Source organism: Agrobacterium sp. ST15.16.024 (assembly GCF_027956545.1).
Taxonomy (GTDB): domain Bacteria; phylum Pseudomonadota; class Alphaproteobacteria; order Rhizobiales; family Rhizobiaceae; genus Agrobacterium; species Agrobacterium cucumeris.
Genome location: NZ_JAQKGO010000003.1, coordinates 504,881 through 531,860 on the forward strand (window position 1 = coordinate 504,881; position 26,980 = coordinate 531,860).

23 protein-coding genes and 1 tRNA gene are annotated in these 26,980 nt (G+C 59.7%); 11 read left to right on the top strand and 13 right to left on the bottom strand.

The features are described from left to right. Nucleotides 1–15 precede the first annotated feature (15 nt). Nucleotides 16–90: transfer RNA gene (locus tag PL640_RS14380), tRNA-Gly, on the top strand. Nucleotides 91–243: 153 nt separating this feature from the next. On the opposite strand, the gene PL640_RS14385 is transcribed toward PL640_RS14380, so the two are convergent. Beyond that, complete coding sequence (locus PL640_RS14385) at nt 244–1,077, bottom strand: aldo/keto reductase (RefSeq protein ID WP_271362370.1); 834 nt, start codon at nt 1,075–1,077, stop codon at nt 244–246. A gap of 66 nt (nt 1,078–1,143) precedes the next feature. Beyond that, on the bottom strand, nt 1,144–2,325 hold the full coding sequence (locus tag PL640_RS14390) for an MFS transporter (RefSeq protein WP_046801533.1): 1,182 nt from the start codon (nt 2,323–2,325) through the stop codon (nt 1,144–1,146). Nucleotides 2,326–2,484: 159 nt separating this feature from the next. Here PL640_RS14390 and PL640_RS14395 point away from each other — a divergent pair, with 159 nt between their 5' ends. Then, nucleotides 2,485–3,384 carry a LysR family transcriptional regulator gene (locus PL640_RS14395; protein ID WP_271362371.1) on the top strand — a complete coding sequence of 300 codons (900 nt, stop codon included), beginning with the start codon at nt 2,485–2,487 and terminating at the stop codon, nt 3,382–3,384. 9 nt (nt 3,385–3,393) lie between these two features. Here the strand turns inward: PL640_RS14395 and PL640_RS14400 are convergent, their stop codons facing one another. Beyond that, entirely contained in the window at nt 3,394–4,293 is a 900-nt protein-coding gene (locus tag PL640_RS14400; protein ID WP_046801534.1) for a LysR family transcriptional regulator, read from the bottom strand. Nucleotides 4,294–4,428: 135 nt separating this feature from the next. Here PL640_RS14400 and PL640_RS14405 point away from each other — a divergent pair, with 135 nt between their 5' ends. The 4 genes from PL640_RS14405 to PL640_RS14420 all read left to right on the top strand — a co-directional run bounded on the left by PL640_RS14405 (nt 4,429) and on the right by PL640_RS14420 (nt 10,288). Beyond that, on the top strand, nt 4,429–5,226 hold the full coding sequence (locus PL640_RS14405) for an alpha/beta hydrolase fold domain-containing protein (RefSeq protein WP_271362372.1): 798 nt from the start codon (nt 4,429–4,431) through the stop codon (nt 5,224–5,226). A gap of 53 nt (nt 5,227–5,279) precedes the next feature. Then, nucleotides 5,280–6,467 carry an efflux RND transporter periplasmic adaptor subunit gene (locus tag PL640_RS14410; protein ID WP_269703437.1) on the top strand — a complete coding sequence of 396 codons (1,188 nt, stop codon included), beginning with the start codon at nt 5,280–5,282 and terminating at the stop codon, nt 6,465–6,467. A 130-nt stretch (nt 6,468–6,597) separates the two neighbouring features. Next, nucleotides 6,598–9,792: an efflux RND transporter permease subunit gene (locus PL640_RS14415; protein ID WP_127757677.1), complete on the top strand. Its 3,195-nt coding sequence runs from the start codon at nt 6,598–6,600 to the stop codon at nt 9,790–9,792. 292 nt (nt 9,793–10,084) lie between these two features. Beyond that, nucleotides 10,085–10,288, top strand: coding sequence for a hypothetical protein (locus PL640_RS14420; RefSeq protein WP_271362373.1), 204 nt, complete (start codon nt 10,085–10,087; stop codon nt 10,286–10,288). Between the two features lie 49 nt (nt 10,289–10,337). Here the strand turns inward: PL640_RS14420 and PL640_RS14425 are convergent, their stop codons facing one another. Together PL640_RS14425 and PL640_RS14430 are read right to left on the bottom strand one after the other, a co-directional pair. Beyond that, nucleotides 10,338–11,183 carry an endonuclease/exonuclease/phosphatase family protein gene (locus tag PL640_RS14425; RefSeq protein WP_046801539.1) on the bottom strand — a complete coding sequence of 282 codons (846 nt, stop codon included), beginning with the start codon at nt 11,181–11,183 and terminating at the stop codon, nt 10,338–10,340. Nucleotides 11,184–11,211: 28 nt separating this feature from the next. Next, on the bottom strand, nt 11,212–12,672 hold the full coding sequence (locus PL640_RS14430) for a phospholipase D-like domain-containing protein (RefSeq protein ID WP_269703431.1): 1,461 nt from the start codon (nt 12,670–12,672) through the stop codon (nt 11,212–11,214). Nucleotides 12,673–12,940: 268 nt separating this feature from the next. Here PL640_RS14430 and pdxY point away from each other — a divergent pair, with 268 nt between their 5' ends. Then, nucleotides 12,941–13,816 (top strand): pyridoxal kinase PdxY, encoded by an 876-nt coding sequence (pdxY, locus tag PL640_RS14435; RefSeq protein ID WP_142840577.1) that lies wholly within the window; start codon nt 12,941–12,943, stop codon nt 13,814–13,816. 180 nt (nt 13,817–13,996) lie between these two features. Further along, nucleotides 13,997–14,638 carry a carbonic anhydrase gene (locus tag PL640_RS14440; RefSeq protein WP_035224474.1) on the top strand — a complete coding sequence of 214 codons (642 nt, stop codon included), beginning with the start codon at nt 13,997–13,999 and terminating at the stop codon, nt 14,636–14,638. 179 nt (nt 14,639–14,817) lie between these two features. Here PL640_RS14440 and PL640_RS14445 read toward each other — a convergent pair whose 3' ends face one another. Next, entirely contained in the window at nt 14,818–15,633 is an 816-nt protein-coding gene (locus PL640_RS14445; RefSeq protein ID WP_142840578.1) for a lytic murein transglycosylase, read from the bottom strand. 214 nt (nt 15,634–15,847) lie between these two features. Beyond that, entirely contained in the window at nt 15,848–16,882 is a 1,035-nt protein-coding gene (locus PL640_RS14450) for an aspartate-semialdehyde dehydrogenase (protein WP_142840579.1), read from the bottom strand. A gap of 510 nt (nt 16,883–17,392) precedes the next feature. Between PL640_RS14450 and PL640_RS14455 the strand changes: the two genes are divergently transcribed. The 3 genes from PL640_RS14455 (at nt 17,393) to PL640_RS14465 (ending at nt 22,502) form a co-directional block, all read left to right on the top strand. After that, nucleotides 17,393–19,276: an MFS transporter gene (locus PL640_RS14455; protein ID WP_271362374.1), complete on the top strand. Its 1,884-nt coding sequence runs from the start codon at nt 17,393–17,395 to the stop codon at nt 19,274–19,276. Between the two features lie 197 nt (nt 19,277–19,473). Continuing rightward, the gene (locus PL640_RS14460) at nt 19,474–21,048 is read left to right on the top strand and encodes a Re/Si-specific NAD(P)(+) transhydrogenase subunit alpha (RefSeq protein ID WP_271362375.1); all 1,575 of its coding nucleotides are present in this window, start codon (nt 19,474–19,476) and stop codon (nt 21,046–21,048) included. A 20-nt stretch (nt 21,049–21,068) separates the two neighbouring features. Next, nucleotides 21,069–22,502: an NAD(P)(+) transhydrogenase (Re/Si-specific) subunit beta gene (locus PL640_RS14465; protein WP_142840581.1), complete on the top strand. Its 1,434-nt coding sequence runs from the start codon at nt 21,069–21,071 to the stop codon at nt 22,500–22,502. Nucleotides 22,503–22,644: 142 nt separating this feature from the next. On the opposite strand, the gene rutF is transcribed toward PL640_RS14465, so the two are convergent. From rutF to rutA, 6 genes are read right to left on the bottom strand one after another with little or no spacing between them, the layout of a single operon-like run. Further along, the gene (rutF, locus tag PL640_RS14470) at nt 22,645–23,169 is read right to left on the bottom strand and encodes an NADH-dependent FMN reductase RutF (protein ID WP_271362376.1); all 525 of its coding nucleotides are present in this window, start codon (nt 23,167–23,169) and stop codon (nt 22,645–22,647) included. Between the two features lie 26 nt (nt 23,170–23,195). Next, nucleotides 23,196–23,804 carry a malonic semialdehyde reductase gene (locus PL640_RS14475; protein ID WP_271362377.1) on the bottom strand — a complete coding sequence of 203 codons (609 nt, stop codon included), beginning with the start codon at nt 23,802–23,804 and terminating at the stop codon, nt 23,196–23,198. 17 nt (nt 23,805–23,821) lie between these two features. Then, complete coding sequence (gene rutD / locus PL640_RS14480; RefSeq protein ID WP_271362378.1) at nt 23,822–24,613, bottom strand: pyrimidine utilization protein D; 792 nt, start codon at nt 24,611–24,613, stop codon at nt 23,822–23,824. Nucleotides 24,614–24,627: 14 nt separating this feature from the next. Then, complete coding sequence (gene rutC, locus PL640_RS14485; protein ID WP_003492069.1) at nt 24,628–25,014, bottom strand: pyrimidine utilization protein C; 387 nt, start codon at nt 25,012–25,014, stop codon at nt 24,628–24,630. Nucleotides 25,015–25,038: 24 nt separating this feature from the next. Next, complete coding sequence (gene rutB, locus PL640_RS14490) at nt 25,039–25,779, bottom strand: pyrimidine utilization protein B (protein ID WP_006312121.1); 741 nt, start codon at nt 25,777–25,779, stop codon at nt 25,039–25,041. Beyond that, a complete protein-coding gene (rutA, locus tag PL640_RS14495) occupies nt 25,776–26,867 on the bottom strand; it encodes a pyrimidine utilization protein A (RefSeq protein ID WP_046801552.1) in 1,092 nt (363 codons plus the stop codon). The genes rutB and rutA overlap by 4 nt, the downstream gene beginning before the upstream one ends. Nucleotides 26,868–26,980: the final 113 nt, after the last annotated feature.

Below are 26,980 nucleotides of genomic sequence, written 5' to 3' on the forward strand. Positions count from 1 at the left end.
GACCAGCGGTTTTGAGCGGGTGTAGCTCAGGGGTAGAGCACAACCTTGCCAAGGTTGGGGTCGAGGGTTCAAATCCCTTCGCCCGCTCCAGTTTTCCCGGATCGATAAGTAAAGATTTGTGCGGGTTGTTGTGCCGGTTGATCATTCTGGCAAGCCCGGATGCGTGACCAATTTCGGCATTCGTGGCGGTTTCCCGCACACGCATGAAACCGGGAGGAGTTGCCCCCTCCCGGCCGTCACATTTCAGGCAGCTTCATCCCACACGGGCGCCAGCCCATCCGGTGAGACGATACGGCCATCCGGTTTGGCGAGAGCGTGGATCGCCGCCATTTCATCTGCCGACAGCGTAAAATCAAAAATCGCGAGGTTTTCATCAACGCGGGCTTCACTGACGGTTTTGGAGAGAGCAACAATGCCCTTCTGCTGTACCAACCAGCGCAACACCACCTGCGCCACGGATTTACCCCGGCTTGCGGCAATCTCCTTCAGCACCGGATCGGCAAAAACCTTGCCGTCAGCCATGCCGTAATAACCGGTGACCGACATGCCCGCTTCTCTGGCAGCCGCCATCACCACGTCCTGATCGATATAGGGATGGTATTCGATCTGATTGGTGACGATCGGCGCATTGGAGAGCTTCACAGCTTCGGCCATCAGCGTCGTATTGAAGTTGGAAACGCCGATATGACGGACCTTGCCGGCCTGCCGGACCTCGTTCAGCGCGCCGATCTGCTCGGAGAGCGTCACCGCCTCGTTCGGCCAGTGCAGAAGCAGCAGATCGACATAATCGGTCTTCAGCTTTTTCAGGCTCTCGTCGACCGAGGCGAGGAAGGCATCGTGCCGGTAATTCTCGACCCAGACCTTGGTGGTGAGGAAGATATCACCCCGCACCACGCCAGAGCCGGCGATGGCCTCACCCACTTCGGCCTCGTTGCCGTAAATCTGGGCCGTGTCGATATGGCGAAAACCGGCTTTCAGCGCGTGCGGAACGATGCGCAGGACATCCGGGCCGGGAATGCGGAAGGTGCCGAAGCCGAGCGCCGGAATGGAAGCGCCATTGGCGGTAACGTCAAACATATATTTTCTCCTGTGATATTGCCCGGCCAGCCCAAGGGGAATGGCCGGGAATTGAGTGTAAAAAGCTCAAGCGGTTTTCAGCGTCAGTGCGGCGCGGCGATCAAGAGCGCTGCTCCAGAGGGTCAGCAGCAGGGCGACGGCGACGAGGATGGCGCCGACCCATGGGGTTGCGGCAAGGCCCATCGGCGATTCCACCACCAGACCACCGAGCCATGCGCCGATGGCGATGCCGAGATTGAAGGCGGCGATGTTGAGCGCCGAGGCAACATCGACCGCGCCGGGGCGGTGCTCCTTCGCCAGTTGCACCACGTAAAGCTGCAGGCCGGGAACATTGGCGAAGGACAGGAAACCGAGCGCGGCAAGTGTGATGAGCGTCAGCACCGGCGAGACAGCCGTGAAGGAAAAGACGAGCAACACGATGGACTGCGCCAGGAAGAGGCCGATCAGCGCCTTGACAGGGTTATGGTTGGCGATCTTTCCGCCTCCGATATTGCCGGCGGCAATGGCGATGCCGTAAAGCACGAGGATCAGGCTGACGCTCTTTTCCGAAAAACCGGTTACGTCCTGCAGGATCGGCGCAAGGAAGGTGAAGGCGACAAAGGTGCCGCCGTAACCGAGCGCGGTCATGGCAAAAACGATGAGCAGACGACCGGAACCGAGAACGCGGACCTGATCGAGCAGGCTGGCAGGCGGCGCCTTCTTGAGCGTGTTCGGCAGAAGGGCGGCAATGCCGAAGAAGGCGATGACGCCAAGCCCGGCAACGGCCCAGAAGGTCGCGCGCCAACCAAACACCTGACCAATATAGGTGCCGAGCGGAACGCCGGTGACGATGGCGACCGTCAGACCCATGAACATCATGGCAATCGCCGAACCACGACGGTTTTCCGGCACGAGATCCGCGGCAATCGTTGCGCCGACCGAGAAAAAGACGCCATGGGCAAAGGCGGCGATGACGCGGGCAACGAGCAACATCTCGTAGCTGGGAGAAAGCGCCGCAGCGCTGTTGCCGATGATGAACAGCGCCATCAGTCCAAGCAGCAACGGTTTCCTTTCAATCTTTCCGGTCAGCGCCGTCAGGATCGGCGCACCGAAGGTGACGCCCAGCGCGTAAACGCTGACGATGAGGCCGGCAAGCGGCAGGGTAATGTTGAGATCATTTGCCACCGTCGGCAGAAGGCCGACGATGACGAACTCCGTAGTGCCGATCGCATAGGCCGCGATCGTCAGGGCAAATATGGCCAATGGCATGACGAATACCTCTTCGCCCAGCGGGATCGCGGGCGTTCTGGACAGCGGTGCTGTCCGGTTGGATCAAATCTATGGACACAATATGAGCGAAGGGGACTTGCATGATAATCGGCAAGGTTGGATAAATACCTTTGAATTGATTTCACAGGTGGTACGGCGATGGACAATCGGGCCGGAGAAATGGAAGTCTTTGTGGCGGCGGCTGAACTCGGCAGTTTTTCCGCCGCCGGACGTCGGCTGAAACTGTCGCCCTCGGCGGTGAGCAAGCTCGTCACCCGCATCGAAGACCGCCTCGGCACCCGTCTTCTGGCCCGTTCCACCCGTGTGGTAACGCTGACACCGGAGGGGGAGGTTTACCTTTCACGGGCACGGCGCATTCTGGCCGACATAGCCGAGACGGAGCAGATCGTGGCGAGCGGCGGCAAGGTGATGCCGCGCGGCCTGCTGCGCGTCAACGCCACGCTGGGTTTCGGCGAACGTTATCTGCTGCCGCTCGCGCCTGAGTTCCTGTCGCTATATCCTGACATCGAGCTGGATATCTCGCTGACGGACGGCGTCATCAGCCTGATCGAGGAGCGCACTGATATCGCCATCCGCTCGGGCGCGATGGGCGATTCATCCCTGAAGGCGAGAAAGCTGAAAGAGGTGCGCCGGATCATCGTCGCCTCCCCCGCTTACATCGAAAAACACGGCATGCCGAAGAGACCGCAGGATCTTGCGCAGCACAATTGCTTCAGCTTCAATTTCAGCCGCAACCTCAATGAATGGCCGTTTCGTGATCCCGGCTCGGCGGAAGTCTATCGCCTTCCCGTCACCGGCAATGTCGCGGTCAACAGCGGCATGGCGATGCGAAGGCTATGCCTGACGGGGTTAGGGCTCGGAAGGGTCGGCGAGTTTCATATCGAACCGGATATCGAGGCGGGCCTGCTGGTGCCGGTGCTGGAAGATTATAATGCCGAAGAGATGGAAGTGATCCACGCGGTTTATGCCGGCCATGAGCACCTGGCCGCCCGCGTGCGCGCCTTCATCGATTTTGTCGCAGCAAGGGTCGGGCGGTGATTGACCGCCTCAGACCATGCCGTGCACCAGCTTGGCGAGCCAGTCGACAAAAACCCGCACCTTGTTGGTAACGTGCCGGGTCTGCGGATAAACAACATAGATCGGCATGGCTTCGCGCTGCCATTCCGAAAGGACCGGCACCAGTTCGCCGCGCGCCAGGTGATCTTTCACCATGAAGATCGGCAATTGCACGATGCCCATGCCCGCCAGCGCGGCATTGAGATAGGTGCGGCTGTCATTGACGGACACCACATAATTCGGGGTCAGCTCGACGCTGCGCACACCATTGTCGAAGGAGGCCGGCATGATCTGGCCGGTGGTGGCATTGAGATAACCCACCGAATAATGATCCTTCTCCAGATCCTCGGGTTCGCGCGGCATGCCGAAATTTTCGATGTAGGATGGCGAAGCGAATGTCTCGAACCTGAGTTCGCCCACTTTACGCGCAATCAGCGACTGATCGCGCAGCACGCCAACCCGGAGCGCACAGTCGACATTTTCGGCAATATAGTCGACCAGCCGGTCACCGACGCCGAGATCGAGACGGATTTGCGGATAACGCTGGTAAAATTCGCAAAGATGTGGGATAACCACGAGGTCCGCAAAGACACCCGCCATTTCCACACGCAACCGGCCGGATGGCTGCACCTGCGCGCTGGACATGCTACCGTCCAGTTCTTCGATTTCCGATAAAATCTGTGAGGCTCGCTCATAATAGAGAGCGCCATCAGTCGTCAGCATCACCCGCCGCGTGGTGCGGTTGAGAAGCGTGGTCTGCAGATGCGCCTCCAGCGCCTGCACCATATTGGTAACCGTCGTTTTGGGCATGTTCAGCGCGGTGGCGGCGCGGCTGAAATTGCCGGTCTCGACGACGCGCGTGAAGACCCGCATGGCGGAAAGCTGATCCATCGAAGCTATTATCCGTTTTTTTGGAATAGTGTTTTCATTTTGACGTACTTGATCGTTTTCTCTCGAACAATAATATGAATTTCAGATTTTGCAAATATGGTGAACTGCCGATGGCGGTACACGGGACCGGATCAAATGAAGGCGCACTGGGAAAACATCGAATGCTGTGGGGCCCCCGCATCCCAGCTTTCCGTGCGCCGATATGAGAGCGCCGGCCTGTGCAGCCATCCACCTGTGATCCTTTATCTGCGGGGTGGTTCGTTTCTGGAAAAGGGCGGCAATTGCCCGGAACTTCCGGTAGCGCGCGCCCTGGCAGAAAGCGGTGCCATCGTTGTCGAGGCTGATTATAGCAAGCCGTCCGGCAACGAGTTTCCGATGGTGATCGATTGCGCTTTCGAAGCGCTCGACCATCTGAGCAGGGACCGCAAACATTATGGCAGCGCGAAATCGCTGCTGTTCGTGGCCGGCGAAGAGGCAGGTGGCAATGTGGCGGCGGGACTTGCGCTAAAGGCCCGTGACCGTATGCCGGGCAAGCTCGCCGGGCAAATTCTTCTGTCGCCCATGATCGATCCGATGATGACGACGGAATCCTTTCGCGACGCGGACAGGATCGGCATGCGTGAGCGCTGGGCGGATGGCTGGAGCCATTATCTTGCCAAGGCCTGTGGGTTCTTCCACCCCTATGCCGCGCCCTGCCAGTGTACGCGGCTGAACCGGGTGGCGCCGGCGCTGATCTTTACCGCCGAGGACGACCCTCTGCGCGACGAAACGGTCGGTTATGCCGACAGGCTCATCGCCTCCGGAGTCAGCGTCCGACAGCATGTTTTCCCCTCCGGCGTCGGCTGGACGGGGCTTTATCAAGGAGAGGGCGGCGGATGGGTCTCATCCGTCTGTTCGGAGTTCAAGACCTTCGTTGACCAGTTGAGACACTGATACCGCATATTTTAAGACACTGACGGCTCCTGAACCGAGCCAAGGAGAACCCCATGACGCTGAACACAAAGCGCCGGGCCCTGACGGGCGCCGGCATCGGGCTAGCTATGTCCGTTGCAGCCGCAGCGCTGTTTTTCGACCTGCCCACCAGCCGCGATGCGACGGCAGCTTCCACGCCCGCCGAGACGCCGGCTATCCCGGTCACCGTCGCCAAGGTGGAGAGCCGCGACGTCATGCGCTGGGAAGAATTTTCCGGCCGTCTCGAAGCCGTTGACCGGGTGCAGATCCGCTCCCGTGTCGCCGGCCAGATCAAGGCCGTGCATTTCCGCGAAGGCGCGCTGGTGAAGGAAGGCGACCCCCTCTTTACCATCGATCCCGCCCCCTATCAGGCCGCCGTTGCCGGCGCTGAGGGCCAGGTCGCTTCCGCTGAAGCCAAGGTCAGCCTTGCGAAAACGGAACTCGACCGTGGCCGCCGGCTTTCCGACAATCGCACCATCTCCCAGAGCGATCTCGACCAGCGTCAAAGCTCGTTTGCGGATGCCGAAGCCCAGCTTCGCGCCGCCCGCGCCGCACTGACCACGGCGCAGCTCGATCTTGGTTACACCGAAATCCTCGCCCCGGTTTCCGGTCGTGTGGGCCGCATTGAAATCACCGCCGGCAACCTCGTCGCCGCCGGTTCCACATCGCCGGCGCTGACGACACTGGTATCGGTCAACCCGATCTATGCCAGCTTCAATGCCAGCGAAGGCGTGGTGGCCAAGGCCCTTGCCGAACTGCCGCAGACGGATGGCGCCCTGCCGGCTCTCGAACAGATCCCGGTGGAAATCGGCACGCTTTCGGATGAAGGCACGCCGATCAAGGGCACGCTGCACCTGATCGACAACCAGGTGGATTCGGCAAGCGGCACCATCGGTGTCCGCGCCGTCTTCGAAAATCCGGATGGCAGGCTCATTCCCGGTCAGTTCGTGCGGGTGCGCATGGGCGAACCGAAGCCGGAAAACCGCATCGTCATCAGCGACCGCGCCATCGGCACGGATCAGGACAAGCGCTTCGTCTTCATCGTCGATGCCGAAAACAAGGTAAGCTACCGCCAGATCAAGCCCGGTGCACCGGCTGATGGCCAGCGCATCATCGAAAGCGGCCTTGCCGCCGGTGATACGATCGTCGTCAACGGCCTGCAGCGCATTCGCCCCGGTGCCACCATCGCACCGCAGGCGGAAGACAAGGTTGCCTCGCAGTAACCCGCCTCTTTGATCAGTAAGCGTCCCGCCTCCCGCGAGACGCCCCTTCAGACAGAACCGGCCTTCACCGGCGGCAGGATTGCCGCCGGAACGGCCTTCGCATTCCCAAAGACCCGGAGAGGGACTGGATATGAATATTTCCAGATTTTTTGTCGACCGGCCGGTATTCGCCGGCGTGTTGTCGATCCTGATTGTGGTGGCAGGCCTTCTTGGCATGCGCGCCCTGCCGATTTCGGAATATCCCGAAGTCGTTCCGCCATCCGTCGTCGTGCGCGCCACCTATCCCGGTGCGAACCCGACCGTTATCGCCGAAACCGTCGCGACACCGCTGGAAGAACAGATCAACGGCGTCGAGGACATGCTCTACATGGGCAGCCAGGCAACCTCTGACGGCGTGCTGACGCTGACCGTCACCTTCAAGCTCGGCACCGATCCCGATAAGGCGCAGCAGCTGGTACAGAACCGTGTGTCGCAGGCCGAACCGCGCCTGCCGGCGGAAGTCCGCGCACTCGGCATCACGACAGTCAAGAGCTCACCCGACTTCATCATGGTGGTCAACCTCGTCTCGAAGACCGACGCCTATGACATCACCTATCTGCGTAACTACGCGACGCTGAACGTCAAGGATCGCCTTGCTCGCATCGAAGGCGTTGGCCAGGTGCAGGTCTTCGGCGCCGGTGACTATTCCATGCGCGTCTGGCTCGACCCGCAGAAGGTGGCCGAGCATGATCTGGCGGCCAGCGACGTCTCCGACGCCATCCGCCAGCAGAACGTGCAGGCCGCAGCCGGCGTCATCGGTGCTTCGCCAAGCCCTAATGGTGTCGACCTGCAGCTCAACGTCAATGCGCAGGGCCGTCTGACGACACCGGAGGAATTCGGCAACATCATCGTCAAGAGCGGCGCCAATGGTGAAATCACCCGCCTGCGTGACGTCGCCCGCATTGAACTGGGTGCGGCCGATTACACGCTGCGCTCGCTGCTCGACGGCGAACCCGCCGTGGCTGTCGCCGTGCTTCAGGCCCCCGGCTCCAACGCCATCGAAATCGCCGACAATGTCCGCGCCACAATGGACAATCTGCAGCTGGCAATGCCTGATGGTGTGAAATACGAGATCGTCTACGATACGACGAAATTCGTGCGCTCCTCCATCGAGAAGGTCGTTGACACACTCCTCGAGGCCGTTGGCCTCGTGGTGCTTGTCGTCATCCTGTTCCTGCAGACCTGGCGCGCTTCGATCATTCCACTGATCGCCGTTCCGGTCTCGATCATCGGCACCTTCGCCGTCATGTATGCCTTCGGCTTCTCCATCAATGCCTTGACCCTGTTCGGCCTTGTGCTGGCCATCGGCATCGTGGTGGATGACGCGATCGTGGTCGTCGAAAACGTCGAGCGAAACATTGAAAACGGGCTCTCGCCGCGTGACGCCACCTACAAGGCCATGCGGGAAGTGTCCGGCCCGATCATCGCCATCGCGCTGGTTCTGGTCGCCGTTTTCGTGCCGCTCGCCTTCATCTCCGGCCTGTCCGGGCAGTTCTACCGGCAGTTCGCGCTGACGATCGCCATCTCCACCGTCATTTCGGCGATCAACTCGCTGACGCTGTCGCCCGCCCTTGCGGCCCTGTTGCTCAAGGAACACGGCGCGCCGAAAGACTGGCTGACCCGCTTCATGGACAAAATCCTCGGCTGGTTCTTCCGCGGCTTCAACCGTGCCTTCGGCGCCGCATCGAACGGCTACGGCAAGACCGTCGGCGGGCTGGTGACGCGCAAGAGCCTTGTCATGATCGTCTATATGGCGCTGGTGGCCGCCACCTACGGCATGTTCACGACGGTGCCGAGCGGCTTCGTGCCGGCGCAGGACAAGCAGTACCTGATCGGTTTTGCCCAGCTCCCGGATGGCGCAACGCTTGACCGCACGGAAAACGTCATCAAGCGCATGAGCGACATCGCCCTGGAAACACCCGGCGTCAGCCACGCCATCGCCTTCCCCGGCCTGTCGATCAACGGCTTCACCATTGGCTCCAATTCCGGCATCGTCTTTGCGGTTCTCGACGACTTCGAAAAGCGCAAGACGCCGGAACTGTCAGGCAATGCCATCGCCATGCAGCTGAACCAGAAATATGCGGGCATTCAGGATGCCTTCATCGCCATGTTCCCGCCGCCGCCGGTCAACGGTCTCGGCCAGACGGGCGGCTTCAAGCTGCAGATCGAAGACCGCGCCGGCTACGGCTACCAGACGCTCGATGAAGCAACCAAAGCGGTGATCGGCAAGGCCTATCAGACGCCGGAGCTGGCGGGCATCTTCTCCAGCTACCAGATCAACGTGCCGCAGCTCTTCGCTGATCTCGACCGTGCCAAGGCCGAGCAGCTGGGTGTCTCCGTCAGCGACGTGTTCCAGACGCTGCAGATTTATCTCGGTTCGCTTTATGTCAACGACTTCAATGCCTTCGGACGGACATACAGCGTTCGGGTGCAGGCAGATTCGCAGTTCCGCGCCCATGCGGAAGATATCGGCCGCCTGAAGGTTCGCTCCGCAACCGGCCAGATGATCCCGCTTTCGACGCTGCTGAAGGTGGATGCGACGACGGGACCAGAGCGTACCAACCGTTATAACGGCTTCCTTGCGGCCGATATCAACGGCGGTCCGGCACCGGGCTTCTCGTCTGGACAGGCACAGGCGGCCATGGAGAAAATCCTCGCTGAAACCCTGCCCGCGGGCGTGGACTATGAGTGGACGGACCTGACCTACCAGCAGATCCTCGCCGGCAATTCCAGCATCGTGGTCTTCCCGCTGGCGCTGCTGCTCGTCTATCTCGTGCTCGCTGCGCAATATGAAAGCCTCACTTTGCCGATCGCGATCATCCTGATCGTCCCGCTCGGTGTACTTGCGGCCCTCACAGGCGTCTGGCTGACAGGAGGGGACAACAACATCTTTACGCAGATCGGCCTTGTCGTCCTTGTGGGTCTTTCGGCGAAGAACGCGATCCTGATCGTGGAATTCGCCCGGGAGCTGGAATTTGAAGGACGAACGCCGCTTCAGGCGGCCATCGAGGCAAGCCGGCTTCGCCTTCGCCCGATCCTGATGACCTCGCTCGCCTTCATCATGGGCGTGGTGCCGCTGGTCATCTCCACCGGTGCGGGAGCTGAAATGCGCGCCGCCATGGGTGTCGCGGTGTTCTCCGGCATGATCGGCGTGACGTTCTTCGGCATCTTCATGACACCGGTTTTCTATGTGCTGGTGCGCAAGCTGGCGGGCAACCGCCCGCTCATCCAGCACAAGCAGGAAGAACCGGCCAATTCGGACTACAAGCTCGAAAAGGCCGGCTGAAACCTAACCTCCCATCCACCGCCACCTTCGACGCAAGCCCGCCGCGCATCCTCCGGATGCGCGGCGTTTTTTATGGACGAAAATGTCTATGCGGCTCCCCTGAAATTGAATCAGTTTCAAATGCTTAACTGGAATAACCACCTATATTGCGCCGCAATAGAACTGCCAAAAAGCAATATAGCTTCACAGGGTAACGAACCACCAAAGAAACAATTCTATTTTATGCTTTGAATTTTATGGTAACTTTCAAGAACTGGGTGATTCGGACTAAATGATTTAGTTCAGGGGCGACATGATGGAGCAGGACTACGAAAACTGGGCAACAACCGTTGCCTATTCGATAGTGATGCACGAGGGTCTTGATCTCGCGCTTGCCGCGCAAAATCTCGACCGGTGCAAGACCAGAAACAATCGAGAGCGACTGATGGAAGCCATTCGCAGGTCATTGCTGGAGGCGCGCTCGCGCAACCACATGGCGGCGGCGCAACGGCTTTAACCCGACCCGGCCTGAGCCTCGGCCAGCGACGTGCCATGTCGTGGTGGGATCAGGCCTGAAGCAGGTCGGTCCGGACCGCGGCTTTCAGCGGCAGATGATCGGAAGCGACGCGCGCCAGCGCGCTGTCATGCGCCTCCACCTGCTCGACCAGACCTTCCCGATTGGCGATGATCCTGTCGAGCGCCAGCACCGGCAGGTTGGAGGGAAAACTCGGAACCGCCGGCGGCAATGCGCCGAAAGCGTCCCGGAATGTGTTGAGCGACGAGCCGTTGCCGAGGCGCCATTCGTTGAGGTCTCCCATGAGGACGGTCGCGCATTCGTTGCGCGCTTCCAGCAGCCCGATCAGCGCCTTCGCCTGCTGGGCGCGGGAATGCCGCAGCAGGCCGAAATGGGCGGCGATGACCCGCAGCGTGCCGCCGCTTTTCAGATCCAGCTCCACGACAAGCGCGCCGCGCGGCTCCAGCCCCGGCAGTTTCAGCGTGTGCACGTCCCTGACGGCACCTTCCCTGAACAGCACGACATTGCCATGCCAGCCATGCGCCTTCACTCCTGCCTGCACCGGTACGGGAATGAGGCCGCTTTCCCGCTCCAGCCGGGCAAGATCGAGCAGGCCGGTGCGCTCGCCAAAACGGCTGTCCGCCTCCTGGAGCGCAATGATATCAGCGCCGATTTCCTGAATGACGCGGCTGGTGCGATCAGGGTCGAACTTGCGGTCGCGGCCGACACATTTATGCACATTGTAGGAAGCGATGACGGGGAAGGAATGGTCTTTCGCCGCCTGCACCGCTTTCTGCCGCTGACGATGGTCGCGCAGCGACTGCATGACGAAGGCGGGCAAACTGCTATTTGCCGCCAGGGCCGTTTTTTCGCTGTTCAGCAAACCGTTTTTCTTCACGCGTCAATGTCTCCGCACATCCAAGGCTCTAAAGATAGGGCGAAGCGAGCCAAAGGACACGCTCCACGAAACGAACAACGAATGGGCGCGCATTCAGTTCGCTGAGCCGCACCGGCAGCGCGGTCGCTCGCGCATCCCGGATGCGCTCCCCGATCACCCCGGCAAACGCCTCATCCATAACTTCGAGATCGATCTCGAAGTTCAGTCGCAGCGAGCGTGGATCGAGATTGGAGGAGCCGATATAGGTCCAGCGCTCGTCGATCACCAGAAGCTTGGAATGATTGAAAGCCCCAGTCGCCCGCCAGATGCGGCAATAATTCTTCAGCATCTGGTCGAACTGCGCCGTCATCGCCCTGTCCACAAGCACCAGATTGTTGCTTTTGGGCACGATGATATCGACCACCACTCCCCGCCTTGCTGCGGTTATGAGTGCCGAAATAAGCTCCCGATCAGGGAGAAAATAGGGCGACATGATAAGAATGGAGGAACGGGCGACGGAAAACGCACCCATCAGCATCTTGTGACTGGTCTCGATGCTTTTATCCGGCCCCGAGGAGGAAACCCGGGCGACGATCTGCGAACCCGGCACACCGTCGGGAATGGCAATATCCCAGACCGGGGTGTCCAGACGCTCTTTCGTGGTGAAACGCCAGTCCTCCGCCGCAATGGAGAAAAAATCCGAAACCACCGGCCCGGTAATCTTGAAATGGGTATCGTGCGACTGCTTCTCGCCACCGAATTCCAGCGTGAAACCCTCACGGATATTCATGCCGCCGCTAAAGGCGATGCGCCCGTCCACCACCAGTATCTTGCGGTGGGTGCGCAGATTGGCATAGGGCAACCGCAGCCCCATGATGACATTGCCATTGAAGACATCGGCGATGATGCCCCTGTCCCGGAGCGTCGGCAGGATGCTGGGTACGGAATATCGCGCCCCCACCGCATCGATGAGCACCCTCACTTCCACGCCGCGCAGTTTTGCCTGCTCGAGCGCCGAAACGAAGCGGGCGCCGATCCTGTCATTGTCGAAAATATATGTTTCGAGAATGATCGACCGCTTCGCCTCCCCGATCGCCTCCAGCATGGCGGCATAGGCGACGTCACCCGTCACCAGCGGTTCGATGGTGTTGCCGGTCGTCAGCGCGTGGCGTGTCACCCGGTCACCCAGCGTCTTCATCGCTTCAAAACGACGGCCAAACCGCGTGGCAACCAGTTCTGCGTCCGCATCGAAACGCGCCACGCGATCCATGATCTCGTCCTGCATGAAGGACCGCTGCTGCGTGATGTTCGACCGGCGAATACGGTTGATGCCGGCAATGGCATAGATGACCGCGCCGACGATGGGCGACAGCACGATGACGCCAACCCAGCCCAGTGCGGAACGGACTTCCTCCTTCGTCATCGTGGCATGCACGGCCGCCACGGTTCCCATCAAAATGGAAAGGACGGCAAGGATATGAGGCCAATAGGCAATGACGAGATCGAGCATATTACAACTATAGGGCATCAGACCCAAAAGTGTAGCGCGCTTTTCGGAGGACCCGATACGCCAATAAAAAGCACCTCGCCCATCCAGCAATGACGGGAAGGCAACCCGGCAGCGCAGGAACGCCCGGCCCCGCCCTTCCTTTTGCGGGACAGACCCTTGCGGGATTAACGGTGGAAACCGGCCTTGCGATATGTCATGAGAGCGCATCTTGATCTCTAGGCAGGGGCACTTGCGCGCTTCTGCGACATTTGAAAGCAAGAAGGCCGTGATGCAGGAAAATACACAGGGCGCCGTCATCGTCATTTCCAGCCACGTCATGCGTGGATCAGTCGGCAATCGCGCCGCGGTCTTCGCGCTGGAAACCCTTGGTTATCCGGTATGGGCAGTGCCCACCATCGTCATGCCCTGGCATCCCGGCCATGGCCCGTCCACGCGGATGCGCTTTCAGGACGACGACTTCGACAAGGCCATGACCGACCTTGAGAACGCCAAATGGGTCGGCGAGGTCAAGGCTGTTCTGACCGGTTATTTTGGAAGCGCGTCACAGGTGCGCTCCGTCGCAAGGCTGATCCGCAATCTGAAGGAAAAGAACCCGGGGCTTATTTATGCCTGCGACCCGGTGATGGGCGATCTGGGCGGGCTTTACATTCCCCTTGAGACCGCCGAAGCCATCCGCGACCACCTCATCCCGCTTGCGACCGTCGCGACACCGAACCGATACGAACTGGCGTGGATGAGCGGCGCCGAGCTTGAAACCAACAATGCCATCATGGATGCGGCGCTCGCACTCGGCCCGCCGAAAATGCTGGTCACCTCGGCCGTGCCGATGATGGCGGGCGGTACCGGCAATCTTTACCTCAGCGGCCGGCACGCCCTTCTGGCCGAACACCGCGCCATCGAGAATGCGCCGAACGGGCTTGGCGACCTGATGTCGGCGCTGTTCCTCGCCCGCCTGCTGGAAGGCCTGGATGATGAAAAGGCGCTGCAACTGGCCACCGCCAGCGTGTTCGAAATCCTGGCGCGCACGAAAAAACGCGAGATGAACGAGCTGACGCTGGAGACCGATTCTTCAAGTCTTTCCACACCCATGGCCATGGTGCAGATGCGTCATCTCTTGCATCCTTCACGCAGCAAGCGCAAATAGCGGCTAGAGCATTTCCAGGAAAAGCGGCCCTCGGTTTTCCATCCGGAAATGCGGCAACAGGAAGTTGGAGCGGTTTCGGTTTCGCGGTTCGAAGAAAAGCGAAAATGCTCTAAAGGATTGGTCTTCAACGCGCCAGGTTCGCCCCGTGATCTTGGTCCAAGCATAACGGTACTGCGATAGATGAAAGATTTTCCGGAAACTCTTCTGAACGGCTACAAGAACTTCATGAGCGGCCGCTACGTCGATGAGCGCGAAAGATATCGCGTTCTGGCCGATACCGGACAGAAACCGCAGACCCTGTTCATTGCCTGTTGTGACTCCCGTTCAGCGCCGGAAACCATTTTCGATTGCGGACCGGGAGAGCTTTTCGTCGTCCGCAACGTCGCCAACATGGTGCCGCCTTTCGAGCCGGATGGACAATACCACGCCACCTCGGCGGCCATCGAATATGCCGTGCAGGTTCTGAAGGTGAAAGACATCGTCGTCATGGGCCACGGCCGCTGTGGCGGCATTCAGGCGGCCCTCGACCCCAATCTCGAGCCGCTGTCACCCGGTGACTTCATCGGCAAATGGATGAACATGGTCAAATCTGCGGCCGAACAGATCCAGAGCAATGACGTCATGACAGCCTCCGAGCGACAGACCGCGCTGGAACGCGTCTCCATCCGCAACTCCATCGCCAATCTGCGCGGTTTCCCCTTCGTCAAGGCGCAGGAGACCGCCGGCAAGGTGAAGCTGCACGGCGCGTGGTTCGATATCTCGACCGGCGAATTGTGGGTGATGGACGGCAAAACGGGCGACTTTCGCCGCCCGGATCTGTGATTTAGACGCGTAGTCGCCGCCAATAATATTCAACTTCGTCACCCCGGACTTGGTCCGGGGTCCAGTGCGATCAAGTCTTTGATCGCGTAAGGATCTTTCGCGGCGCAGACGCGCCGTGGCTGGATGCCGGATCTAGTCCGGCATGACGAAAGTGGGCCTTTAGTCCTTGGAAAGCGACCTTATTGGCCGTCGATCGCCTTGCCGATGAAGGCGATGGCCTGCTGATAGACGCTTGCGGCGTTCCAGCCCTGGATGGCGGCATAATTCGCCTGCCCCTGCTGGTAACCGGCACCACGCTGCCAGCCATGGCCGACGAGGAAGTTGGCCGTAGAGGCCAGCGCATCGGCGCGCGAACCGACGAGATCGACCCGTCCGTCGCGGTCGAAATCCACACCGTAGCGCACGACATTCAATGGCAGGAACTGCGTCTGGCCGATTTCACCATGGGCGGCACCCTTGGCGTTGACGTTAAGCGAGCCGCTGCCGACGAGCTTCAGCGCCGCATAAAGCTGCTCGGTGAAATAATCCGAACGGCGGCAGTCGAAGGAAAGCGTTGCAACGGCGGAAAGCGTGTGCTGGTTGCCCATGAAGCCGCCAAAGCCGGTTTCCATGCCCCAGATAGCCAGAAGCGGGCCGGCCGGAACGCCGTAAGCTCTCTCGATCGAAGCAAAGAGAGAGGCGTTGTTCTTCTTCATGGTCTTGCCGCGCGAAATGATCGTCTGACCGCCGCGCTTTTGCATGAACTGTTCGAAGGACAGCTTGAAGCTGTGCTGGCCGCGATCGGCGCGGATGGTCGCCTGATTGTAGGAGACGCCGGAGAAGGCACGGTCGAGCACCGAAGCGCTGACGCCGCGGCCCGCCGCTTCCTGCTTGAAGGCGCCGACCCAGGCATCGAAGCCTGCCGAAGTGTTGCCGCATTGCGCAGCCATAACCGGCGTCGCTGCCAAAACCGAGACCATGGCCACACCAGCCAGAATTGCCTTCATTGCCCGCATCAAAATCTGCCTTCGATATCCTTTGGGGAATTCATCCCGAGAACCAACACGTCGCCGTTGCAGGGGTTCGGGTGCCAAATTGTCTTTTGGCGGCTTAAATTGCCTTTCGGCAGCAAGGCCTGCAAATAAACTGGCCGTGATCGTCACCAATGGAAAACCCGTCTGCCCCACACAGAACAGACGGGTTATACTTAACGAACCTTAAAAAATCGTATCACGCAGCCGCCTTGCGGGGCTTGATGAGACCACGATTGACCAGGAGTTCGGCGATCTGGATGGCGTTAAGGGCAGCACCCTTGCGCAGATTGTCCGAGACGACCCAGATGTTGAGGCCGTTTTCAACCGTTGCATCTTCACGGATACGCGAAATATAGGTCGCATCTTCACCGGCGGATTCAACCGGCGTGATGTAGCCGCCATTTTCATGCTTGTCGATGACGAGGCAACCCGGCGCTTCGCGCAGGATGTCACGCGCCTGATCGGCGGTGATCTCGTTTTCGAACTCGATATTGACCGATTCCGAATGACCGATGAAGACAGGAACGCGCACGGCCGTGCAGGTTACCTTGATCTTCGGGTCGAGCATCTTCTTGGTTTCGGCCAGAACCTTCCACTCTTCCTTGGTGTAACCGTCTTCCATGAAGACATCGATATGCGGAATGACGTTGAAGGCGATGCGCTTGGTGAACTTCTTGGTTTCAACCGGATCGGCGACGAAGACGGCGCGGGTCTGCTGGAACAGTTCGTCCATGCCTTCCTTGCCGGCACCGGAAACCGACTGGTAGGTGGAAACGACGACGCGCTTGATCTTTGCGAAGTCATGCAGCGGCTTCAGCGCGACGACGAGCTGGGCCGTGGAGCAATTCGGGTTGGCGATGATGTTCTTGCGGGAAAAACCCTCGACCGCGTCGGCATTGACTTCCGGAACGATCAACGGAACGTCCTGATCGTAGCGCCATGCGGAAGAGTTGTCGATGACGACGCAGCCCTGCTGGCCGATCTTCGGCGACCACTTCTTGGACACATCGCCGCCAGCCGACATCAGGCAAATATCCGTGTCGGAAAAATCGTAATTCTCGAGGTTGGAAACCTTCAGCGTACGATCGCCATAGGAGACTTCCGTGCCCTGCGAACGGGCGGAAGCGAGCGGCACGATCTCATCGGCCGGAAAACCGCGTTCGGCGAGGATATTGAGCATTTCGCGACCGACGTTGCCGGTGGCGCCTGCAATTGCAACTTTGAAACCCATGATCAAGCTCTCTTTCTGTCTCTCCTCTTTTGGGTGAGGTGGGGAAACCGCATCGCATCGCGGCTTCCTCGATCCCCAGCCAAACCGGGGAGAGAGCGGCGGGCCAGAGACGTCAGACGGTTTTAATCGTCGTTTTGGCCGTAATTCGGATGGAATAAGAAAGACGCGGATCATCGCCGGCGGATTGTGCCGGTCCTTCCATGACAATCATGTCTGCAACATGCCTGCGCAAGGTGATGCTCCTTCTTCGCGAGAAGCTATTAGAAGGTTTCTTGTTTGTGTCAAGAAAAAAGGCATGTTTCGGTCCGTCCGCTCCCGGCAGGCAAAAACCGCTCTGCGACATTTTTGCACGTTATACATTAGACTAAAGTCATAATCCGAAAGCATCGCTCTTATTGGGGTTAATTTTCTGTCACTCTGATGTCATGCGCATTGCAACCGAAAGGGGAGCCCGGAGGAGAGAGACGGGCTCCGCACTGCGCCGATTGGGACATCTGTGGAGGACAGACAATGGCAAATGTTGCAGCCGTGAGCAGCCCCGCCCGTCCAATGACGGGCGAGGAGAAGAAGGTGATTTTCGCCTCTTCTCTCGGAACGGTTTTCGAATGGTACGATTTCTATCTATACGGCTCGCTCGCGATCTATATCGGCGCGAACTTCTTCAGCCAATATCCGGAAACGACGCGCAACATCTTCGCGCTTCTGGCCTTTGCCGCCGGCTTCCTCGTGCGCCCGTTCGGCGCGCTGGTGTTTGGACGTCTCGGCGATATCGTCGGCCGTAAATACACCTTCCTCATCACCATTCTCATCATGGGTGTTTCCACCTTCCTCGTCGGTGTCCTGCCCAGTGCATCACAGATCGGTATCGCCGCTCCGATCATCCTGATCATCCTGCGCATGCTGCAGGGTCTGGCGCTCGGCGGTGAATATGGCGGTGCCGCAACTTATGTGGCCGAACACGCGCCGAACGGCCGCAGAGGCTATTACACCTCGTGGATTCAGACGACGGCGACGCTCGGCCTGTTCCTGTCGCTGGTGGTCATTCTCGGCGTGCAGTTCGCACTCGGCAAGGAAGCCTTCGCCGCCTGGGGCTGGCGCATTCCCTTCCTCGTTTCGGTTCTGCTGCTCGGCGTATCGGTCTGGATTCGTCTGAAGATGAATGAATCCCCCGCCTTCAAGAAGATGAAGGAAGAGGGCAAGACCTCCAAGGCACCGCTCAGCGAAGCCTTCGGCCAGTGGAAAAACGCCAAGATCGCCCTGCTTGCCCTCGTCGGCGCCGTCATCGGTCAGGCCGTCGTCTGGTACACCGGCCAGTTCTACGCACTGTTCTTCCTGCAGAGCATTCTGAAGGTGGACGGTCAGTCAGCCAATATCATGGTTGCGGCCGCCCTCATTCTCGGCACGGGTTTCTTCGTGCTCTTTGGCTGGCTTTCCGACAAGATCGGCCGCAAGCCGATCATCATGGCCGGCCTCGTTCTTGCGATGCTGACCTACTTCCCGCTGTTCAAAGCGCTCACCTGGGCGGGCAATCCGGCACTTGCGCAAGCACAGTCCACCGTTCGCGCCACCGTGACCGCCGCCCCCGGCGACTGCAAATTCCAGTTCAACCCGACAGGCACGGCGAAATTCACCACATCCTGCGATATCGCCACCTCGTTCCTGACCCGCAACTCCGTGCCTTATGACGTGGTTGCCGGAACGGCCGGCCAGCCGGCGAGCGTCAAGCTCGGCGACGCCACCATCGCCAGTTACGACGCGATCGCAGCCGGTGCGGATGCGGCGGCCAAGGACAAGACCTTCCAGAAGCAGGTCAACATCGCACTGCATGACAGCGGTTATCCGCTGGTGCGCGGCGCAGCGCAGGTTCCGGACGCAAAACTGGACGCCTTCATCGCCGCAAACCCGGAACTCAGCCTCAATGCTGAAGCCGTTCGCGCCACCGACAAGAAGATGGTGGCAACCGACAAGCTGGTGGCGGACAAGCTGCTGACACCGGCCGAGACCGGTGGTGCGGCGGAAATGGCCGTCTACACCATTGCCGGCGGCGGCGCTTTCACCATGGTGGCCGATCCGGCAGCCGTGAACTGGGTCGTCATCATTGCGGTCCTTACCGTCCTCGTCATCTATGTGACGATGGTCTATGGCCCGATCGCGGCGCTTCTGGTCGAACTGTTCCCGACCCGCATCCGCTACTCCGGCATGTCGCTGCCCTATCACATCGGCAACGGCTGGTTCGGTGGTCTTCTGCCCGCCACCGCCTTTGCGATGAGCGCGGCGAAGGGCGACATCTATTACGGTCTCTGGTACCCGATCGTCTTTGCAGGCATCACGCTGGTCATCGGCCTGCTGTTCCTGCCGGAAACCAAGGATCGCGACATCCACACAATGGATTGATCACCATCCTGATCGACACTTTCGGAACCCGGTGCGCAGGCACCGGGTTTTTTTATTACGTAGCAAGCCGGCATATCGAAAGAGACTGTCGCAGCGGGCTGTCATTCCGTCGCAGGCAAGACAAAATCAATATGAAGACAAAGCCCCCCTGAATAGGTTATGACCCCCCTATATTATCAGGCACAGGGAGAGCCATTTTGAAGATCGGGACGCCCAGGGAATTATATGAAGGCGAGGCGCGCGTCGGTATGACGCCCGACAGCGCCCAGGCATTGCAGAAACTCGGATATGATTGCATCGTTGAGGCCGGTGCGGGCAAGGCGGCGGGATTTTCCGACGACGCCTATCGCGCAGCCGGGGTTACCGTCGTTGATGGCGCCGATGCGCTTTACGCCGGATCCGACATCATCGCCAAGGTTCGTCCGCCGGAAACGTCGGAGATTGATCGCCTGTCTTCGGACAAGACGCTGATCTCGTTCTTCTACCCCGCCCAGAACAAGGACCTTCTGGAGCAGGCCAAGGAAAAGGGCGCAAACGTCATCGCCATGGACATGGTGCCGCGCATTTCCCGCGCACAGAAGATGGACGCGCTGTCCTCCATGGCCAATATCGCCGGTTATCGCGCGGTCATCGAGGCCGGCAATAATTTCGGCCGCTTCTTCACCGGTCAGGTCACCGCCGCCGGCAAGGTTCCGCCCGCCAAGGTGCTGGTGATCGGTGCCGGCGTTGCCGGCCTTGCGGCGATCGGCACGGCCACCTCGCTCGGCGCCATCACCTATGCCTTCGACGTTCGCCCTGAGGTGGCCGAGCAGATCGAATCCATGGGCGCGCAATTCGTCTATCTCGATTTCACCGATCAGCAGCAGGATGGTGCCGCCACCGGCGGTTATGCCGCCCCCTCCTCGCCGGAATTCCGCGAGAAGCAGCTGGAGAAGTTCCGCGAGCTCGCACCGCAGATCGATATCGTCATCACCACGGCGCTCATTCCGGGTCGCGATGCCCCGAAGCTGTGGCTGGCCGACATGGTGGCGATGATGAAGCCCGGTTCTGTCATCATCGACCTTGCGGCCGAGCGCGGCGGCAATTGCGATCTGACGGTTCCCGACCAGCGCGTGGTGTCGGACAATGGCGTCATCGTCATTGGATACACGGATTTCCCGAGCCGCATGGCGGCGCAGGCCTCGACGCTCTACGCCACCAACATCCGTCACATGATGACCGATCTGACGCCCGGAAAAGACGGCAAGCCGGTTCACAACATGGAAGACGATGTCATCCGTGGCGCCACCGTCACCTATCAGGGCGAGATAACATTCCCACCGCCGCCGCCGAAAATCCAGGCGATTGCCGCACAGAAACCGAAGGAAAGAGCCAAAGAACTCTCGCCCGAGGAAAAGCACGCAAAAGAACGGGCCGAGTTCAAGGCACAGACGAAAAACCAGGTCGGGCTGCTCGTTATCGGCACGGCACTGCTGCTTCTCGTCGGTCTGTTTGCACCGGCAAGCTTCATGAGCCACTTCATCGTCTTCGTGCTCGCCTGCTTCATCGGTTTCCAGGTCATCTGGAATGTCAGCCACTCGCTGCACACGCCGCTGATGGCGGTGACGAATGCCATTTCCGGCATCGTCATTCTGGGCGCGCTGCTGCAGATCGGCTCCGGCAACTGGCTGGTGGTGATCCTTGCCTCGCTTTCCGTCCTGATCGCGACGATCAACATCGTCGGCGGTTTCCTCGTGACACGGCGCATGCTCGCCATGTTCCAGAAGTCGTAAGCCAAGCGGGGATCTTATAAATGACCATTGGTATCGTTTCCGCGGCCTATGTTGCCGCAGCCGTTCTTTTCATCCTTTCGCTTGGCGGCCTTTCCGGCCAGGAAAGCGCCAAACGCGCCGTCTGGTACGGCATAACGGGCATGGGCCTTGCCGCCGCCGCCACGGTCTTCGGACCTGATGTCGGCATAGGCTTCATCGTCCTGTTGATGATCGCGGGTGGCTCCGTCCTCGGTTATTACGTCGCAAACCGCGTACAGATGACCGAAATGCCGCAGCTTGTGGCAGCCCTTCACTCCTTCGTTGGCCTCGCCGCCGTCTTCATCGGCTTCAACGCCCATATCGAAGAAGCGCATGTCGCCTCGCTCGATGAGACGGCACGCTCGCTGCTGACAGGCTTCTCCGCCATCCTCGCCCACAAGACGCCTGTCGAACTGGCGATCATGAAGGTTGAGGTCTTCCTCGGCGTCTTCATCGGCGCGGTCACCTTCACCGGCTCCGTCGTCGCCTTCGGCAAGCTTGCCGGCAAGGTGGACGGCAAGGCGAAGAAACTGCCGGGCGGACATGTCCTTAATGCCGGCGCCGCGATCCTGTCGCTCGTGCTGCTCATCATGTATTGCAACGGCGCGGGCGCATGGTCGCTGGTGCTGATGACGCTGCTGGCCTTCTTCATCGGTTATCACCTGATCATGGGCATCGGCGGCGCCGACATGCCGGTCGTCGTCTCGATGCTGAACAGCTATTCCGGCTGGGCGGCGGCTGCCATCGGCTTCACGCTCGGCAACGATCTGCTGATCGTCACCGGCGCGCTGGTCGGCTCTTCGGGTGCGATCCTGTCCTACATCATGTGCAAGGCCATGAACCGCTCCTTCGTCTCGGTCATCCTCGGCGGTTTCGGCGGCACGACGGGTCCGGCGATGGAAATCGAGGGCGAGCAGGTTGCTATCGACGCCGAAGGTGTCGCAGCGGCATTGAACGATGCCGACAGCGTCATCATCGTGCCCGGTTACGGCATGGCGGTAGCGCAGGCGCAAAGCGCGGTTTCGGAACTGACCCGCAAGCTGCGCGCCGACGGCAAGACCGTGCGCTTCGCCATCCACCCCGTCGCGGGCCGTCTTCCCGGCCACATGAACGTGCTCTTGGCCGAAGCCAAGGTGCCCTACGACATCGTGCTGGAAATGGACGAAATCAACGACGATTTCCCCAATACCGACGTCGTCATCGTCATCGGCTCCAACGACATCGTCAACCCGGCGGCGCAGGACGACCCGAACTCGCCAATCGCCGGCATGCCGGTGCTGGAAGTGTGGAAGTCGAAGCTCGTCATCGTCTCCAAGCGCGGCCAGGGCACAGGCTACTCCGGCATCGAGAACCCGCTGTTCTACAAGGACAATACGCGGATGTTCTACGGTGATGCGAAGAAGTCGATCAACGATCTTCTGCCGCTGATCAAGTAACGAAAAGGGCGTTTCCGGGAAACCGGAAACGCCCTTCGAATTTCTGAGAAACGACGATACGTTTCGTCCGGGGTGACGGTGTGCGGATGCTATGGCCGCGCCAAACAGAACCGTTCCGCGGGATGTTGTCGACAGACCGCCTTCAAAGCATCCGATAACGCCGGTTGAAATACATCAGCGCCTCATCGCCCCCATTGATCTTCATATCCACGACATTGCAGATCAGAATATCATGCGTGCCGCCGTCATGGGTCTCGCGGATGCGGCAGTCGAAGGAGACGAGCGCGTCTTCCAGAACCGGCGCGCCGGTTTCAAGCACCCCCCAGCTGCCGGCAGCAAAACGCTCGTCGGCCGGCGTCTTGCCACCGAAAAGCGTGCTCAGCACCTCGTGATGCGCGGCGAGCGTGTTGACGCAGATGACACCGTTTGCCTTCACCACCTTATAGGCTGAGGCATTGCGGTTGAGGCAGACAAGAAGCGTGGGCGGATTGTCGGAAACGCTGCAGACGGCGGTTGCTGCAAAGCCGGCACGACCAGCTGCACCACTGGTCGTGACGATGTTGACCGCCGCACCGAGCCGCGCCATGGCGTTTCTATAATCGAGGCTGCGTTGCTCTGCAGTCTTCGTCTCCATTTCCGCTTCCTTTTCAAGAGACATCATCTGCATCTAACCCATCCTTCCTTAACAGGCCATCAAACCAGCACGCAGGCGTCTTCAAAGCCAAGCCGCGGCAGGCGGCCGAAGAGCTTCGACGGATCACCATGGCCGAGATTGATCAGGAAATTGGATTTCCACGTCGTGCCAGCAAAAAATGCCGCATCCACCTTGCCCTTGTCGAAACCGGACATGGCCCCGGTATCCAGCCCCAAAGCACGGGCCGCGAGAATGAGATAACCCGCCTGCAGCGTGCCATTGCGGAAGGCCGTCTCCTCGGCCATGGCCGCGCTGGAGGTGAACCAAGAACGGGCATCGGCATGGGGAAACAGCACCGGCAGCTTCTCGTAAAATTCGCTGTCGATTGCGGCGATGACCGTGACCGGGGCCGCCATGGTCTTTTCGAGATTGCCGGAAGATAGTGCGGGCCGGAGCTTTTCCTTGGCTTCCGGGCTGCGCACGAACACGAAACGGCCGGGTGAGCAATTGGCCGAGGTCGGCCCCATCTTCGTCAGATCGTAAAGCGCCTTCAGCGTCTCGTCACTGACCGGCTTGTCCGTCCAGCCATTATGGGTGCGCGCCTCGGTAAAAAGCGTTGCCAGTGCCTTGCTGTCCAGAGGAGCGGCGTCATCAAGTGCTTTCGTCATGTTACTCTAAAATCCTGTCAGAATGTCTGGGTGCTCGGCAGCAGAAACTGCAGAAGCCTTGTGTTGAAAAGCTCGGGCTCGGTGATATTGACCGCATGCGCGCCGAAATCGAGAAGACAAAGCTCGCTTTGCTGCAAGCTATCGGCAAGCCGCTGCGAACGTGTATAGGGCACCAGAAGATCGTCCTTCGTCGCCAACACCAGCACCGGATTGCCGATCTCGCCCAGCCGGCTATCGATATCGAAAGCCCGAAGCGCCGCGATGCGCCGCAGCACATTCGCCTTGCCCTGAAAATGCGCGACGCCATGGGCATCGTCCCGCGCCAGACGCTCCTGATGTTCCGACATCCATGCGGCCGGATAAAGAAACAGCGGCTGGGCTTTCACGAACGCCTCGACGCCGGATTTTTCCAGAAGCTCGATCCGCACATCAAAGCAGCGCCCGGAATGCGGGTCGGCCTTGCTCCAGGCATTGATGAGCACCAGCCTGTCGATGAGGCCGGGCTTGCGCAGCGCGATATCGAGACCGATCAGGCCGCCGAGCGCATGGCCCATGAAGTGGAATTTTTCGAGGTCCAGTGCCGAGACGATCTCCAGCACGTCATCCGCCATCGCCGATATACCGCCCTCTGCCGGCACCTCGCCGCCGGTCCTGCCGGTTCCGCGATGGTCATAGGTGACGATGCGGAAATGATCGGAAAGGGCATCGATCTGCGGCGTCCAGTAAGTGCCCGATCCACCCAGCCCCGAAGACAGCAATATGGTTGCCGCCTCAGGATCAGTCCGGCCATGAACCTCGAAATGCATCATCTTGCCGTTTCGTCCTATTTGCCGATATGGGCGACGGTGGCGATTTCAACCAGCGCGTCGGGCTTTACCAGACCGCACTGGATGCAATAACGCGCCGGCTTGTCGCCGGGGAAATATTCTGCATAGACCGTGTTGACGGCCTGGTAGTTCGCCCAGTCGGTGATGAAGATGTGGTTCATCGTCACGTCCTCCATCGTGCCGCCGGCGGTTTCGATGACGGACTTGATGGTTTCCAGAACATGGCGGGTCTGCGCGCTGGCATCGCCCACATGCACGACGTTATTGTCCTTGTCGAAGGGCAGCGTGCCCGAAACATAAACCACGCCATCGGCAAGGGTTCCCGGCGAAAAGGGAGCGATGGGTTTGCTGGTCCCGGCAGGCACGACAATCTTTTTCGGCATTTCGTTCTCCTCTTGTGTTGAATATCAAGCGCTGACGGGTGCGGCCTGCGAGATGACACCGCAGAAATCATTGACGGTGGCGACCCAGCCGAAAAACTTCTCGACATTGTAGACCGTCGCCTGCTGGATAAAGTCCGGGCCCAGATGATGGGTGGCATCCTCCAGCATCACCCCGAAATATTCGAGATGGAAGGCATCACGCAGCGAGCTTTCGACGCAGACATTGGTGGCAATGCCGACGAATACCAGATTGCGGATACCGCGGGCGCGCAAAACGCTGTCCATATTGGTGTTGAAGAAACCGCTGTAACGCGTCTTCGGCACCAGAATATCGCCGGGCTGCGGCTGCAACTCGTCGACGATGGCATAATCCCACGTGCCTTTAGCCAACAGCTGACCCTGCAATTCCGGGCGTTTGCGCATGGTCTTCAAGGCATTGGATTTGTGCCAGTTGGGCGAACCCGGGCCACCCGCCTCGACATAATCCTTGTCCCAGCCATTCTGGAAATAGATGACCTGAACACCCGCCGCACGTGCTGCATCCAGCGTCTTCTTGATATTGGCGATGGTGCCCTTGGCCCCTGATATATCGAACCCGGCCAGATCGACATAACCGCCCTCGGTCGAATAGGCGTTCTGCATGTCGACCACGACAACGGCGGTCTCGCTGGGTTTCAGGGTGATCGGCTCCGGCCTTGCGGGAAGCGTGACGCTTTCCGAACGGCTTTCCGGCCCCTTGTAACCCGCCACGACAGCTTCGCTCATTCCGCAGCCTCCAGTCCGGCCTGAACATGCGCCCGGCTCTTCATCAGCGGCTGCACATATTTGCCGAATTTTTCGACGCCTTCGAGGAAGTCGTCGAAAGTCAGCATCACGCCGCCCGTTCCCGGCACTTCGCTCATCTCGTCCAGCATGGCCGCCACTTCCTCATAGGAACCGATCAGCGTTCCCATGTTGATGTTGACCGCCGAGACGGGATTGGACATGTGCCGGACATTGGTGTCGGAGCCAGATTTGGTGTCGACGGCGCTTTGCAGGCCGAGCCACTTGATCGCGTCCTCATCCGCACCCGCCTTGTAATGCTCCCACTTCGCCCAGGCGTCTTCGGATTTTTCCTCGGCAAGCACCATCGTCAGCACGACGGACTTGACCTCGCGGCCGGACTTCTCCGTTGCGGCCAAAAGCCGCTCATTGGTGGGCGCGAAGGCCTTCGGTGTATTGACGCCAACACCGAAGCAGAAGCTGTAATCGGCAAATTTGGCCGAAAACGCCATGCCGGAATTGGAGGAGCCAGCGCAGATGAGCTTCACATCACCCTGCGGCACCGGCTTCATGCGGCAATCCTCCATCTTGAAGAACTTGCCGTTGAAATCCGATTGCCCGTCCGTCAGCAACTCTTTCAGAACGGTGGTGTATTCGCCGAGATATTCGTAGCGATCACCGAAATAGTCATCGCCCGGCCACAGCCCCATCTGGCTGTATTCCGGACGCTGCCAGCCGGTAATCAGGTTGATGCCGAAACGGCCGCCGGAAATGGAATCGATCGTCGTTGCCATGCGCGCAACAATGGCCGGCGGCATGACCAGCGTGGCGGCCGTGCCGAAAAGCTTGATCTTGGAGGTGACGGCGGCAAGGCCTGCCATCAGCGTGAAGGATTCCAGATTATAATCCCAGAACTCTGTCTTGCCGCCAAAGCCGCGCAACTTGATCATCGACAGCGCAAAGTCGAAGCCATATTGCTCCGCCTTCAGCGTGATTGCCTTGTTCAAGTCGAAGCTCGGCTTGTATTGCGGCGCGTTTTCAGAAAGAAGCCACCCATTGTTCCCGATCGGGATAAAAACACCAACTTCCATTTTGCTGTTCCCTTTTTACGTCAGGTGTCTCCTGACTTGACAAAAGAGTAGCAGGTTCCGTGCCAGACCAAATAAAATAATTTTATCAAATGGATAAAATTTTGGGGCGGGCG